We start from the raw sequence: 14,384 nt of genomic DNA, 5'->3' as shown, positions 1-14,384 counted from the left end.
ATTCTAAGAAAAGAGAGTATTTTATGAGCAAAAAGAGAAAGTTATGGAGTATTTACCTGGCAGTCCCTTTCGGAATCGCAGTTATCGTCTGCCTCATTACAAATTATGCATTAGACCGTGCATTCACCTGGTCCCTGATCGCCATCGGCGGATGCATCTTCGCCTGTCTGCTGCTGCAGTTATTGATAAACGGAGAAAAGTACCGACTGCTGCTTCTCTATGCTGCCATCTGTATCCTGACCATTCCATACCTGTATCTGATCGAGATGGTTTCCAATCTGTATTTATCTGATCCAGTATACTGGGTATCCGGTTTCGGGGCACCCATCAGCATATTCTGGCTGGCCGTCTTAGGAATTCTTGTACTGATCCGGACGCTGGCACACGCAAATGTGTGGATGATGGCCGGTCTTTTTGTTCTGACATTTTATATTGGTGAAAAGTATACGAACTTTAAAATAGATGAGCTTGTGGGTACGAATCAGTCATGGCGATTGTCAGAGCATTATCCGGTCATCTATTTTGGGACTGCTGCTGTTTTTATCTTTATTGGAATTGTACTAGCAGCTGTCAGATATGTTAAGGGCAGTGCCGTGGAATAATCAAGAAAATAGAAGCATAAAAAAGCGTTAAGCCCTGTATATCAGAACTTAACGCCTTTTTTATGCGGGTGACAGGACTTGAACCTGCACGGTCGCCCACTAGATCCTAAGTCTAGCGCGTCTGCCAATTCCGCCACACCCGCATTTATATAATTGTATTCTGCCAGATTCTTTGGCAAAAAATAGAACAAGCATAATGCTTGTTCCGATGAGCGTGCGGGGATTCGAACCCCGGACAACTTGATTAAAAGTCAAGTGCTCTACCACCTGAGCTACACGCCCGTATCATTTTGAAATTCATCCCTGCCTGTCCAGGTTAAACTGGGCTAGCTGGATTCGAACCAGCGAATGCAGGAGTCAAAGTCCTGTGCCTTACCGCTTGGCGATAGCCCATTGAAGACTTATATCTGACACTGCGTTGCCAGTACTATAAAATAAAGGGTGGGTGATGGGACTCGAACCCACGATATCCAGAACCACAATCTGGCGCGCTAACCAACTGCACCACACCCACCACAACGAGCCTGGGGGGATTCGAACCCTCGACCTACGGCTTAGAAGGCCGTTGCTCTATCCAGCTGAGCTACAGACTCATATGCAATTATCCCCTTACTCTGCTTCTTACAACATCTGCTGTAAGAAAGCGGGTGATGGGAATCGAACCCACGTATCTAGCTTGGAAGGCTAGTGTTCTACCATTGAACTACACCCGCACTATCGGGGTGACAGGATTCGAACCTGCGACCTCCTGGTCCCAAACCAGGCGCTCTAGCCAAGCTGAGCCACACCCCGATGTTCTTTTTGCTTGTCACGCTTACCCGTGACGCAAGAATTATTATATAATAGGCTTGGCAATATGTCAACAACTATTTTTTATTTTTTTACATTTTTTTCACCGCGCCTGATTTTACGCAGAAAAGTGTTGAAATAGCGCCTGATTTCAAACATTCAGTCAAGGTAACACTGCTGAAACCGGAGCTGGTTTTTGTCATCTAATTCCATAATCATATAACTGCCTTTTCGTCCTTCCTGTCTTGGATAAGATACGCTCCCCGGATTCAAAATTGTAATTTCTTCATTTTTATCAAAGTACGGCTTGTGCGTATGGCCGTACATTACAATGTCAGCACCGCGCGCTTTGCCTTCTTCTTTAATATATTCAGGATCGAGGGACACATAGTATCCATGCCCGTGTGTAATAAATACTTTATAGTCCCTTATCTTGAATTCCTCCTCTTTAGGAAGATCTGAAAAGAAGTCGTTATTCCCCCTCACCATATGCTTCTCGCAGTCAAGGACAGCATCCAGATACTCTTCTCCGCCTTCTACATCACCAAGGTGGATAAACATGTCTATCTGTCCTGCCTGCTCCAATATCCTGTCCAGATTCTTATGATTTCCATGTGTATCGCTCACTATCAATACTCTCATATCACTCGCACCCTGTTTCTTATAATAATTGCCAAGTTACTGCCTGTTAACCGGATTTTCCGCTTCATTTAAACAGCTCTTCTACTGTGTGTCCGAATCAAGCTGCTTTTCTTCCAGTATTTTACGCATAGCACGGAGTGCTTTTCCGCGATGGCTAAGTTCATTCTTCTGATCCGGGTTCATCTCGGCCGTCGTGCAGCCATATTCAGGCACGTAGAATATCGGATCATACCCGAATCCGTTTTCCCCTGCTATCTCATAACCGATTATACCCTCAATCGTACCTCTGACTGTCTCGACTGTCCCGTCCGGTAATGCTGCGGCTATCGCACATACGAAACGCGCAGTTCTTTTTTCATCCGGTACGCCCTTAAGCTTGTCTAAAAGCATCTGGTTTTTAATATCATAAGACGTATCAACACCCGCAAATCTGGCCGAATAGATTCCGGGAGCCTTGTCCAGATAATCAATTTCAAGTCCTGAATCATCAGCAAGTATAATATCATCCGGCAGTAATCTGGCTATTGCATCTGCTTTTATTACGGCATTTTCTTCAAATGTGGAACCATCCTCAACAATATCAATGTCAATGCCGGCTTCCTTCATAGAATAAATCGGAATTCCTAAATCAGCCAGAATCATATGAATCTCCTTCATCTTATTCTGGTTCCCTGTTGCGAAGATTATTCTCTTTTCCATATCCATACCTTCTAATTCTTTGGTTTTGGAGGCTTAGGCCCCATAAACTGGTAAAAATAAGTCTTAATCATACCATTATATATTTTTCTGTTCTTATCGGCCTGTCTGCCGAAGTAGCGTTCTGCATCCTCATAGCTGGTTATCATATATGCAGACCAGCTGTCCAGGTTACGGAAACTCTCTCCAAAATCTCTGTAAAGTTCCGGCAGGACCGCCTTTTCTTCCAGACGCTCACCATATGGAGGATTAGTGATGATGAACCCATATTTTTTAGGGTGCCTCAGATCCCTGACATCCCGCTGCTGGAAATGGATCAGGTGTCCAACTCCCGCATCCTCTGCATTCTGCCTTGCGGCCTTCAATACATCTGCATCAATATCATACCCTTGAATGTCCACATCAATCTCATCATCGATCAGATCATTGGCTTCATCTACCGCCTGATACCATTGAGACTTCGATACAACACTGCCCCACTCTTCCGCAAGGAAAGACCTGTTCATTCCCGGTGCAATCTTTGCCGCCATCATTGCCGCTTCAATCGGAAATGTACCGCTTCCGCAAAATGGGTCAACAAGCACCCTGTCCCTGCTCCACGGTGTCAGCATGATTAATGCCGCGGCAAGCGTCTCCGTAATAGGCGCTTTTCCCGCCAGCTGCCGGTATCCCCGCTTATGGAGAGATACACCGGACGTATCAATACCCACGGTCACCATGTCCTTCATCAGAAACACTCTGACCGGATACGATGCCCCCTTCTCCTCAAACCATTTTATATGGTAGTGCACCTTCATGCGCTCCACCATAGCCTTTTTCATAATCGACTGAATATCAGACGGACTGAACAGCTTACTCTTCACAGACGCCGCTTTTGCCACCCAGAACTTGCCATCCTTCGGTATATATTCCTCCCAGGGAATGGTCTTTGTGTTCTCAAACAGCTCGTCAAAAGTCTCCGCCTTAAAGCAGCCAACCTTCAGCAAAACCCTCTCTGCCGTACGCAGAAAAATATTTGCCCTGCATATTGCCTCACTGTCACCATAAAATGCAACCCTGCCGTCTTCCACCTGAGAAATCTCATACCCAAGATCCTGAATCTCCCTCTTCAGTACTGCCTCAAGCCCAAAATGGCATGGTGCTATCAATTCTATTTTATCCATCCAAACGCCTCCATATGCTGTACTTATTCTGCCAGTAGTTCCCCGTGCATCAAACCGACACACCACAGAGTATATGTATCATATTACTATAAATTGGGGACGTAGTAAAGTTGAACTTTACTACGTCCCCAATTGAAGTTAGACGTGTACCAAAATGACTTTTGCCCTGTACCCTTTTGCAAAAAGTGTTCTATTTAGTAGTTGTTGCTCTCGTTGTTGTAAGAATTCATGTTCTTAGTGTTGTTCTGGCTGCTGTTAGATGTTGAGTTTGAAGATGAGTTCTTGTTTGAGTTCTTATTCTTGCTCTGCTCGTTTGAATAGTTTGAAGTAGAGTTTGAAGAAGAGTTGCTGTTTGTGTTCTTTGAAGAGTTGTTTGAGTTACTGTTTGAGTTATTTGAGTTGTTATAATTCTTTGACATGAGTGTCCCTCCTAGGAAAATTTATTTGGTACACTCATATTGTCTCATTAATATATATTTTTTATTCACAATTTACAAAATCCGCTGTATCTTTTTATTTAATATTTTTTTTATTTTTGCTTGCTTTTTCCAATTTGATATATTATACTTATCATTGTAGAAAGGTTACTTTCTACAACCCCTTATTAATTATTTATACTCCCCTCAAAAGACCGATGGCTCCCCCATCGGTCTTTTACTTTGCTTTTTTCTGAGGCAGAGTGCCAAAGCCACGCTTAATACGTGGTTTTTGATCCGCTTTTTAAAAGAAATAGAAAAAGGCCAGCGGATGCTTTTGTACGCCCACTGGCCCCTTTTAGTAATTCTTTTCCCGGCACTGGCTGTGTGTCTGGTGTCATCCCCGCCGGTTGCCGATGAACCGGATCACAATCATGATGATCAGTATCGGAACCAGTATGGGTGCAAGCAGGCTGATTACGCCTGATATGATTGCGAATACAGCCACTACTATCAACACTATTCCCAAAATAAGAAGCAGTTTTTTCCACCATGTGTTCAATCCAAACACGTGTACCTTTGGATTCTGCTCACGTGCCTGTTCCCTGCCGCTTTCATAACCGGTATATGAACCGCCGCCTGCCTCGTACACGGTAGACTTATCGGTTCCGTCTGCTGCATCAATGACGGTCCTCGCTATAATCCAGGGATCGCCCAGCATCTGAAGGACTTCTTCTTCGCTCTTTCCCTTTGCCATCTCATCCGTAATGTATTGGTTATAAAACTGTACATTCTCCTGAACGATGCTGCCAGACAGGTCATTTTCCAATGCCTGACGCAGTTCCTGAAGAAATTCACTCCGTGTCATCTTATTTTTTCCTCCTAACAGATATCTTCACACTTCTGTCCCATTTCATAAGATATCCACACATTCCGTCTTTTATCAACATCTGCTGCCGGTATTACTGTGAAAAAACAGGACCTTTCACTTAGAATACCACACTAAAGGGTTCTTTCCAAGTATAAGGTCCTTAAAATTTTCTTATAATTTTCTAAGTATATTACGGTCCACAAAAAACCAGTAAAATTAGGCCTTTGACAGTTCCTTCAGAAGTTCTTTCAGATACAGCCACATATGCCCGATGGATTCTTTCGATACTTTTTCCTTTGTTGAATGTACATCGAAAAGATCCGGTCCCGTAGAAATGATATCCATTCCCGGCTTCTTACTGTCCCAGTAGCCGCACTCGAGTCCCGCATGGATCGCCGCAACCTCCGCCTTCTTATGGAAAAGCTTTTCATACAATGCAATAGCTGTATCGCGCAGCGGGGAATCCTTTCTGTACTGCCATCCCGGGTAATCGCTTTCAAAAATGCATGTATCGCATTTTGAGTCCGCAATGATCTGGATTTTATCACGCAGCATGTATTTCTGAGACGCCACAGAACTTCTCAGAGACATCAGAAGTGTCAGTTTTCCGTCTTCACAGGTCAGTGACCCAAGATTCATGGATGTCTCAATCAGGCCGTCAATCGCAAAGGAATATCCTGAAACACCGTATGGCAATAACATCAGGCTTTCCGTGATCTCCTTCTGGTATTTAGCCGTATAGACTTCTGCCCCTGTCTGTGCAGCGCCCTCTTCAATCTCGAATGAAATAGAATCGGTATACTGTAATTCCGTCTGGAATGTTTTCTCTGCTTCTGCAAGTTTTACCTTAACTTCGTCTAGTTCTTCCGGCTTCACGTAGAGACACACACTTCCGTTGTTCGCAATCGCATTTGCCTTTCCCGGAGCATCCAGATGGTTAACTCTAACCTGCATATCCTTCAGGAAATACAAAAGTCTTCCAAGGAGTACAATAGAATTTCCCAGTCCCATGCCGATGTTGATGCCCGAGTGTCCTCCGGCAAGCCCCCGGAATGTTACCCTTAACGGAACTCTTTCCTCTTCCATCTTTTCCGTCTCCAGATCCCAGATCATCCTGCAGCGTAATCCGCCGGCACAGCTCGTATAAAAGATTCCTTCCTCCTCGGAGTCCAGATTAATAAAACGTGTTCCTTTCAAAGAAGATATATCAATCTTATCCGCGCCGACCAGGCCGACCTCTTCTTTTACCGTAAATACAATTTCGAGGTCGGGGTGGGGAATGTCATCACTATCGAGGACTGCCAGACAATACGCAACCGCAATTCCGTTGTCAGAACCAAGGGAAGTCCCATCGGCATAATAATACGCATCGTCCTCCTTCACCTCAATCCCGTTTTCATACACATGGCTGCTGTCATTCTCCTTTACATAGACCATGTCAAGGTGTCCCTGAAGTATAACTGGTTCTCCCGCATCAGGAACTGCTGCCGGTTTTCTGACAATCACATTATAGCAGGAATCCTGCGTCACATCGAGTCCCCTGTCCCTTGCGAAATCAACAATGTAGTCACTGACTGCCTTCTCATCCCCAGAGGCTCTCGGAATGGAGCAGACCTTTTTAAAATAAGAAATTACTTTTTCAACATCAGACATTTTTCTACCTTCTTTCTCTACCCGGATATCCTTATTATATCCTAAATACCGGAACCAGAACAGCTCTAAACTCTTTTATATAAACATTTTTACAAGACTCGAGAAGAAGCTGAACAAGCCGTCTCCGGCGATGAGTCCCGCATCACGGCAGTTCATGAATTCATCACCGATAATCTTACGGAAGACCACTGCCACAATGACACCGATACCATAGATCGGGTTGTTGATGAGCAGTCCTGTCGCCAGCAGTACGCCAAACATGTACTTCCTTCCCAGAATCTGTACAATCGCTCCCGGAACCGCCCATATCGCCAGTTCTTTCAAGAGAGCCAGATTACTTCCCATCTCAGCAGTCGTCGCAAACACAACGCTTGTTGCAGGAATCAGCCCGTCTTTCAGAGTCATGTCTGCAAAGAAAATGACAACAATAATACCGATGAATGCCCCCAGCATTTCAATGAACACCTGCTGTTTTCTCCCATATACTTCACGCTCTGCATTTTTGCCTTTTCCACGGATGATCCAGCCTGTCTTCAGGTCATATCCCATATCCGCAAAACATGGTCCTACTGAACTGATATACCCTGTCAGTACCGCTACTGCGATTGGGGAAAATCCCATCAGCACACCGATAGTCATAAAAATCGTTGTTACCGCAAAGCCCGGGAACCATCCTGAATACATTGCCGCCTTACCTATAATAATCATAGAAGCAACTGATGCAAACGCGGTCCAGATCACCCAGAGCACCATTTTGGCCGGAGACATGCCCGTGAAAATCCCACAGATAATTCCTACAAAAACTCCGCCTGCCACATGTGTAAGCAGTGCTGCGATCAGAGCTCTCTTTGTCTTTCCCCCACTGACCGTCAGACCTTCCTCACAGGCTTCCTGATCGGCTTTTGTCTTTTTACTCTTTGAAGAACTCTGGTAGATAGAAACAATGGACTGGAACAGTGCGATCAGTCCCGCACCTACCATGAAGCCCTGCGGAATACTTGTCGCACCAAGGTCAAATCCTGTAAGCGGTGCACAATATCCGCGGATCAGAAGTCCGATTCCGAGTGCCAGCATGGACACAATATTTGCAATAAATACGATACCTACAGCTCCCACAGGCAGTTTAAAGATACTTCCTACGATTCCCACTATGATTCCCTGAATAACTCTCTTCGCCTTATCGCCGCCTTCGTCCCCGGCCTCCAGTACTTCCGCAGTCGCAACTCCCGGTGCCCATGCTTCCCTTGCCGGAAACAGCGGGGAATCAAACAGTGACCCTACTGTATAAACAGAAATAACCGTTCCGAAGATACATCCCAGCGCCATCGGCAGGACTGCTTTTGTCTCACCCATGACAAACAGGATAGCAACCGCAACGAATGCACAGTTAGCAGCGGAGAATCCCGCCCCGGATACGATCGTCTGGATATAGTTCTGACGTTCCAGACTCTTGAATCTTCCGAATAAAGTCATCGGAATCTTGGATATCAGCATTGCAAATACCGCACCTAATATGGATGTATTCGCTGAGACCCCCACCTTCCCCATGATCTGCATACAGATAATACCGGACAATACTGCCAGAATGGAACCAAAGATGATTGTGACCGGTTCTGAAAAGCGTATTTTCTCGAATGTGGACGCCCCGGCTTTTGAATTTTTTTCTTCCATAATCTCCTCATCAAACTCCTTTTCCTTAAATTTTTCCCGTTTCTTTATCACACAAAAAACCTGTTTTCAAGTTTACCTGCCATTTTCAGGCTAAATTTGCGCAAAAAAAGAGCACCCTGATAGAAGGACTATCCGGGTACTCTTTTCAAAGTAGTTTAATACCCTGCTACTCCCATTTTCCTGCAGATCTCAGCAAGATCCGGATCTACATACTTACCATTTTCTTCGATTGCCACACCGTCCAGAATGATAGATGGTTTGGAAACAACACCGTCTGTGTGTGAGGATGCGGTCCAATAGCTTCCGCGGATCATTTTGCCCTGGCTGCCGATACCGAATTCCATACATCCGAAGATTCTCTCATCTTCTACAATACGGCCTGTCGCTTTTGAAACACCGGGGTTGAAGCCTAATGAATAGTGTGCAAGACGGAACATGTTCGGGTCGTCAAATGAATGGAGCCATGCGCTGAACCTCTCAGCATCCTTTCCGCCTTCGATCTTTGTAACACGGCCGTTCTCCAATGTCAGTTCTACATTTCCTGACAGGATACCCATATCTGTAGGCGGGAAGATCGCTGCATCAAATACAAGTTTTCCGTTGATCGTCTCCTCAATCGGGCACCAGCTGATCTGTCCGCACATCATAAACGGATATCCCTTGAAGGTAGCAAGCTGTCCGGAATGACGAACCGGTCTGCCTTCATTTCTTGCTGTCAGATATGTACCGTTTTCGTCTTTGATGATAATCTCGTTGCCTGCTTCCATCTTAGCCTTTAGAGCTTCTCCCAGCTCTACAACACGTGCTACATCTACTTTTCCGATGCAGTTTACGATCATAGTCACATCCATACCTGTAAGGTTGATGTAGCGGCATCCGAAATCAATTGCTTTTCTCCATGATTCACACAACATGATGGATGAATAAGATAATTCGATCCATACATCTGCTACCGCTACTGCATTGCCGAGAGGTGCAACCGGCTCTGCATACGCTTTTTCATTTGTCGGGACATAGACAAGTACCGGGTTCGCACCCACAATGTAGGCTGCGTTCATGATTGCGTCCAGAACTCTCTTATCCGTAGAGGTATCACCTGTTACAACGACATTTTCCCCGGGTTCTACCAGCATAACTTCTTTCACAAGTTTGTAGGCGGCTTTGCTCACCTCATAAGATAAATAATCCGGTGCCATTTCGATTCCAATTGGGTATTCCATAATAATTCTTCCTCCTTTTTCTTAACCCTTTTTATTTATTCATAATCTGCAATTCCCAGCTTTTTGCAGAATGAAATACATGTTTCTTCTTTGTAGATTCCATTTTCCTCCAACACTTCACCGTCCAGGATGATGGTCGGTTTTGATACGACTCCGTCCGTATGTGACGCTGCATCCCAGAACGCGCCCATCAGACTTGCCCCCTGGCTGCCAATGCCAAATTCGATACATCCGAAGATTCTTTCATCCTCTACGATCCGGCCCGTGGCTTTGCGTACCCCCGGATTAAATCCGATCGAATAATGTGCCAGACGGTACATGTTCGGATCGTCGAAGGATGCCAGCCACTTCTTAAAGACCTCGGCCTGTGCCCCTCCGGTAATCTCTGTCAGACGTCCCTCTTTGAATTCCAGCCTGACAGGTTCTTTCAAAAGCCCGATTTCACTCGGCGGGAACAGTGCTGCGTCAAATACCAGCGTCCCTTCGATCGTTTCTTCCACAGGACACCAGCTTACCTGGCCTCCAAGCATAACAGGGTAGCCCTTCTTCGTCGCAAGCTGTCCGGAATGTTTTACCTTACGTCCCTGGTTATAAGCCTTCAGGTTCGTTCCGTTGGCATCCCGTACGATAATTTCATTAGATGCCTGTACCTTCCGGGTCAGATATTCACCGAATTCCACCAGCACATCATATTTTACCCTTCCAACCGTATTTACAAGCATGATCGTATCCATACCGCACAGGCATGTGTATCTGGCCCCGTTTGCAATCGCCTTCTGGAAGCAGGGTGAATGCATAACACAATAATACGCAAACTCAATCCATACGTCCGCAGCAGCCACCGCATTAGCTATTGGGAGAAACGGTTCTTCAAAGGCTTTTCCGGTCGTCGGATATTTAATCAGCACCGGGTCCGCTCCAATGGTATATGCCGCCCCCATCACCGCATCTACAACACGCATATCAGTTGAAGTGTCCGCAGTGATTACAACAGATTCACCAGGCTTTACAAGCATGACGTCCCGCACCAGCTTCATTGCCGCACGCTGCACTTCATAGGACAGATACGTTTCTGTCATTTCAACTCCAATCGGGTAGTCCATGAATATCCCTCCATTCTTTTTTGCTTCCGCGCCCTTCTAATTTCGATTCATTTCAAGGCTGCAGAAAAAAGTCCTTCATTTGTCTTGATAATAACACAAATTTCTTTTAAAATGAAATCATATTATTTTATGGCATAATAAGTTCCGATTATATGGATAATTGCCTGAAAATTCAGAAAGGATTTGTGGTGAAATGTTAGATTTAAAATTGGATACCTTCCTGACCTTATGTGAAACAAGGAATTACACAAAGACCGCGACTCTGCTGAACATTACGCAGCCAGCCGTCACCCAGCACATCAAATATCTGGAAGGCTACTATCAGACTAAGCTGTTGTATTACGATGAAAAGCGCCGCCTGCATCTCACAGAACACGGGAAACTGCTCCGCGCGTATGCCCAGACGATCAAAGCAGACGCCCAGATCATCGAGCGGAAGCTGAAGAGCCCTCCCGACCAGCCTGACGAGCTGAAACTGGGTACATTAACGACCACCGGTGAGTCCCTTGTGCCGCATATGGTTGCAGAATATCTCCAGAGATACCCCGAGAAAAAAGTCAGCATGTACCTCGGTGAGGCTGACGCGCTTCAGAAGCAGCTGAAGGCCGGACGTATCCAGTTCTGTATCATAGACACTTACTGTCCGCCTCTGGAATTCGAGAGTCGTGAACTGTTCGAAGCCCATACGGTCTGTGTCTGTTCTCCGGAGCATCCACTGGCAGGCAAAACGGTCGACTTCCGGGAGCTGAACGACTACCGCCTTATTTTCCGTGAAAATGATACCAACTCGCACCGTAATCTGATGCAGATTCTGCACGCGCACAATCAGGATATCAACAATTTCAGGTCATATGTGGAAATCGGAACGATCAATACTGTGCAAAAAATGGTCATGGAAAATATCGGCATCTCCTTTATTTACCGCTTTGTCGTACAGGAAAAGCTGGACAGCGGCGCCTTGAGCCAGATACATATCCGGAATTTTTCTTCCCACTCCATGTTTAACTTTGTCTGGATGAAAAACAGCTTCTTTGAACCTGCAAACCTGCAGTTTCTTGACGTATGTAATGAGGTACTGGATTCTTCCGTCTTCCACAGGCAGGACTCCCACCCTGATTAGATACACTTGCACATGAAGACAGCCGGCTCTTCCAACATTAGGAAGACCGGCTGTCTTCGTGTATCACTGTACCAAAAACATCACTTCTTTTTCCCTAACTGCAAAGTAGATGTAAAGAAACTGTACAATGCAGAACCCGCGATGGAACCTGCACCGAGAATGTACAGAGTACTCTGTCCTTCTTCTCCTTTGAGTCTGACAACAACAATACGGATAATTAAAGCTACAATAACGGTAATACCTGTAATCGTGCTTCCAACGAGCATACCTGTTGCAAAGAGTACACCAAGCTGTTTCTTCGGGCCGCCGATGAACTGGAGTATCGCACCGGGAATAGCAAAAATAATCAGCCATTTTGCTATTTCAGGACTGGAACCTGCTTCGATTGTTGTTACAAATGTACGCGCGACCGGCGCAAACAGGTCCTGTTTGAAATATGTATTGCACATCACAAGTACAACTGCGAATGCTACAAAGAAAGACACAATTTCTGCCATATACTGCTGCTTTCTTCCTGCACGCTCAAAATCAGGGTCCGCCCCATTTCCGCGGAGGATGTAGCCGCACTTAAAGTCATACGCCATATCTGAAAATGCCGGCCCGGTTGCCGCGGTATAACCTGCCAGTATACCAAGAGGAAGCTTCGGGAATCCGATCATCATACCAACAATCAGGAAAATCAGGGCAGTAGCAAATCCCGGAAACCATCCGGAATGCATTGCTGACATACCAACAATCAGCTCTGATGCGATTGCTGCAAAAGCCGCGAATACTACCCAGATAATCAGTTTCGGAACAGACATTTGGGAATATATGCCGGATACTGCCGCCAGTCCGATCGCTACTACTACATATGCAATATATCCCTTTGCAAGCGCGCCCCTCATATCCGAGATGCTGCTTGTAAACTTTCCTGCGACGCTGTTCTTGCCGTCTTCCTTCTTAAAGAGCATAAGTCCGACCTGAATCAGCGCAACCAGCCCTGCACCGATCATGATACCGTGAGGAACATAATACTGGCTGATGTTAAATCCCTGGTCCGTACTGATACCAATAACGAGGGCACCAACACCAAAAGCACCAAGCGCCCACATGTCACCAATCCACGTAACACCGAGAAGGTCTGTCGGTATTCCGAATGCCTTTCCGACAATACCAATACCCATGCCTACGAGGAGGAGCATCGCTTTCTTACCTTTGTTAACAACAGCAAGTATCGTTTCTGCTGACGCAATTCCCGGCGGCCACGGTTCTTCAGCCGGGAACATCGGTGTGTCAAAAGTCTTATACAGAATCGTCGCATCAATAATCGTCGCCAGAAGTACACCTACCAGCATTGGAATGACAAGCTGGGGCTCTCCCATCAGATACGGGATACCAATCGGAAGAATCAAACTGTTCGCCGCTGAGAAGGTGGCACCGGAAATAGCTGTCTGCACCAGGTTCTGTGCGTGGATATTTCTGTATTTCTTAAAAAATGCAATCGGTATCCTCGAAAGGATAATCGCAAACAATGCACCTATGATAGATGTATTTGTACTGATACCAACACGAACAATCAATTCCAGACCAATGATTGCCCCTAAAATAGAAAGAATGATATTCAGGACCAGAATTGCCGGATTCAGGGCGGACGGATGGTCCTTTACCTGATTCCCTTTTCCACTTGTTTGTCCGTTCATTTAAACGCCTCCTTTGTTATGTCATATTACCTGTTGATTAAATATCTAACAGCTCACTGACAGTCCGTGCCAGCGTCGTCCTGCACAAAAGGACAGGCCTTTTTGCAATAGACGCAACGATTTCCTTTGCCTCCTTCGTAAATCCTATGCAGTCCATAACAATCAAATCTGCCTCGATGTCTCTGGCTTTTTCTGCCGCCTTTCGCACTTCATCCATATCGCCATAAGGGTTTGCCGCAATCGGCGTCACTTGTTTCATGATCGGCCCCCACTGGTCATATGCCTGCTGTACCTGCTGTTCATCTGGTGTTATCACTATGATGCTGGAGTTCTTACTCAACGCCGCAGCCAGGCCGTTTAAAATCTTAGCCGGATACACAAGCGGTACTTTTGCTTTAAATATGTCAGGAAATGTACCTGCACAGAAAAACATAATCAGACAGACCCCCTGATCTTCAAGCCTTGTGATGCAGTCCTGAAGTCTGTCCAGAATAAAGCTCTCTCCAAACTTTGCAAATGTACCGTCATTCAAACGCGATACTAACACATAGTCATTTTCAAGCGGCTCCATTGAATTGATCTCTTCCTTCGTAAGACCATCCAGTGCTCCCGCCTGCAGCAGCTCCACGCCTTCGCCGAATATCGGCATGATGTCAGGTGTGACATCGACACGCGGCGACTGCCCGATCGTAACCGCTCCAATCTTCAAATCACCCACCTCCTAGTATAATAATGATGTAGTCAATCAAGACTACT

General features: G+C 45.8%; 13 protein-coding genes and 7 tRNA genes. 2 read left to right on the top strand and 18 right to left on the bottom strand.

Annotated features, from left to right (window positions below):
- Nucleotides 1-23: 23 nt before the first annotated feature.
- Nucleotides 24-602 (top strand): hypothetical protein, encoded by a 579-nt coding sequence (locus DWX43_RS25480; RefSeq protein WP_118622748.1) that lies wholly within the window; start codon nucleotides 24-26, stop codon nucleotides 600-602.
- A 63-nt stretch (nucleotides 603-665) separates the two neighbouring features.
- On the opposite strand, the gene DWX43_RS25475 is transcribed toward DWX43_RS25480, so the two are convergent.
- The 16 genes from DWX43_RS25475 to DWX43_RS25405 form a co-directional block, all read right to left on the bottom strand.
- Nucleotides 666-745, bottom strand: a tRNA-Leu gene (locus DWX43_RS25475).
- Nucleotides 746-811: 66 nt separating this feature from the next.
- Nucleotides 812-884, bottom strand: a tRNA-Lys gene (locus tag DWX43_RS25470).
- 39 nt (nucleotides 885-923) lie between these two features.
- Nucleotides 924-995: transfer RNA gene (locus DWX43_RS25465), tRNA-Gln, on the bottom strand.
- A gap of 47 nt (nucleotides 996-1,042) precedes the next feature.
- Nucleotides 1,043-1,116: transfer RNA gene (locus DWX43_RS25460), tRNA-His, on the bottom strand.
- 5 nt (nucleotides 1,117-1,121) lie between these two features.
- A tRNA-Arg gene (locus DWX43_RS25455) sits at nucleotides 1,122-1,195 on the bottom strand.
- Between the two features lie 49 nt (nucleotides 1,196-1,244).
- Nucleotides 1,245-1,315 (bottom strand) — tRNA-Gly (locus tag DWX43_RS25450).
- A gap of 4 nt (nucleotides 1,316-1,319) precedes the next feature.
- Nucleotides 1,320-1,394: transfer RNA gene (locus tag DWX43_RS25445), tRNA-Pro, on the bottom strand.
- A 156-nt stretch (nucleotides 1,395-1,550) separates the two neighbouring features.
- Nucleotides 1,551-2,033 (bottom strand): metallophosphoesterase, encoded by a 483-nt coding sequence (locus DWX43_RS25440; RefSeq protein ID WP_109732375.1) that lies wholly within the window; start codon nucleotides 2,031-2,033, stop codon nucleotides 1,551-1,553.
- Between the two features lie 81 nt (nucleotides 2,034-2,114).
- The gene (locus tag DWX43_RS25435; protein WP_118622746.1) at nucleotides 2,115-2,732 is read right to left on the bottom strand and encodes an XTP/dITP diphosphatase; all 618 of its coding nucleotides are present in this window, start codon (nucleotides 2,730-2,732) and stop codon (nucleotides 2,115-2,117) included.
- An 11-nt stretch (nucleotides 2,733-2,743) separates the two neighbouring features.
- Nucleotides 2,744-3,892, bottom strand: a complete 1,149-nt coding sequence (locus DWX43_RS25430) for a class I SAM-dependent RNA methyltransferase (RefSeq protein WP_109732373.1) — start codon at nucleotides 3,890-3,892, stop codon at nucleotides 2,744-2,746.
- A gap of 194 nt (nucleotides 3,893-4,086) precedes the next feature.
- Nucleotides 4,087-4,311 (bottom strand): hypothetical protein, encoded by a 225-nt coding sequence (locus tag DWX43_RS26830; protein ID WP_146203306.1) that lies wholly within the window; start codon nucleotides 4,309-4,311, stop codon nucleotides 4,087-4,089.
- Between the two features lie 394 nt (nucleotides 4,312-4,705).
- A complete protein-coding gene (locus tag DWX43_RS25425; protein ID WP_118622744.1) occupies nucleotides 4,706-5,176 on the bottom strand; it encodes a DUF1700 domain-containing protein in 471 nt (156 codons plus the stop codon).
- Nucleotides 5,177-5,395: 219 nt separating this feature from the next.
- Entirely contained in the window at nucleotides 5,396-6,832 is a 1,437-nt protein-coding gene (pepD, locus tag DWX43_RS25420; RefSeq protein ID WP_118622742.1) for a beta-Ala-His dipeptidase, read from the bottom strand.
- 75 nt (nucleotides 6,833-6,907) lie between these two features.
- Nucleotides 6,908-8,503, bottom strand: a complete 1,596-nt coding sequence (locus DWX43_RS25415; RefSeq protein ID WP_118622782.1) for an OPT/YSL family transporter — start codon at nucleotides 8,501-8,503, stop codon at nucleotides 6,908-6,910.
- A 155-nt stretch (nucleotides 8,504-8,658) separates the two neighbouring features.
- Nucleotides 8,659-9,723, bottom strand: coding sequence for a hypothetical protein (locus tag DWX43_RS25410; protein ID WP_118622740.1), 1,065 nt, complete (start codon nucleotides 9,721-9,723; stop codon nucleotides 8,659-8,661).
- A 35-nt stretch (nucleotides 9,724-9,758) separates the two neighbouring features.
- Nucleotides 9,759-10,826, bottom strand: a complete 1,068-nt coding sequence (locus DWX43_RS25405) for a hypothetical protein (protein WP_242996154.1) — start codon at nucleotides 10,824-10,826, stop codon at nucleotides 9,759-9,761.
- Nucleotides 10,827-11,019: 193 nt separating this feature from the next.
- Here DWX43_RS25405 and DWX43_RS25400 point away from each other — a divergent pair, with 193 nt between their 5' ends.
- The gene (locus tag DWX43_RS25400) at nucleotides 11,020-11,946 is read left to right on the top strand and encodes a LysR family transcriptional regulator (RefSeq protein WP_118622738.1); all 927 of its coding nucleotides are present in this window, start codon (nucleotides 11,020-11,022) and stop codon (nucleotides 11,944-11,946) included.
- An 80-nt stretch (nucleotides 11,947-12,026) separates the two neighbouring features.
- Here DWX43_RS25400 and DWX43_RS25395 read toward each other — a convergent pair whose 3' ends face one another.
- Nucleotides 12,027-13,628: an OPT/YSL family transporter gene (locus tag DWX43_RS25395; protein WP_118622736.1), complete on the bottom strand. Its 1,602-nt coding sequence runs from the start codon at nucleotides 13,626-13,628 to the stop codon at nucleotides 12,027-12,029.
- A gap of 37 nt (nucleotides 13,629-13,665) precedes the next feature.
- Nucleotides 13,666-14,346 carry an AroM family protein gene (locus tag DWX43_RS25390; protein WP_334294000.1) on the bottom strand — a complete coding sequence of 227 codons (681 nt, stop codon included), beginning with the start codon at nucleotides 14,344-14,346 and terminating at the stop codon, nucleotides 13,666-13,668.
- Nucleotides 14,347-14,384 lie beyond the last annotated feature (38 nt).

The sequence above is a fragment of the Clostridium sp. AF19-22AC genome, assembly GCF_003479085.1.
GTDB lineage: Bacteria > Bacillota > Clostridia > Lachnospirales > Lachnospiraceae > Faecalicatena_A > Faecalicatena_A orotica.
The sequence above is the reverse complement of the archived record's forward strand: the minus strand, read 5'-3'. Positions and strand labels throughout refer to the sequence as shown.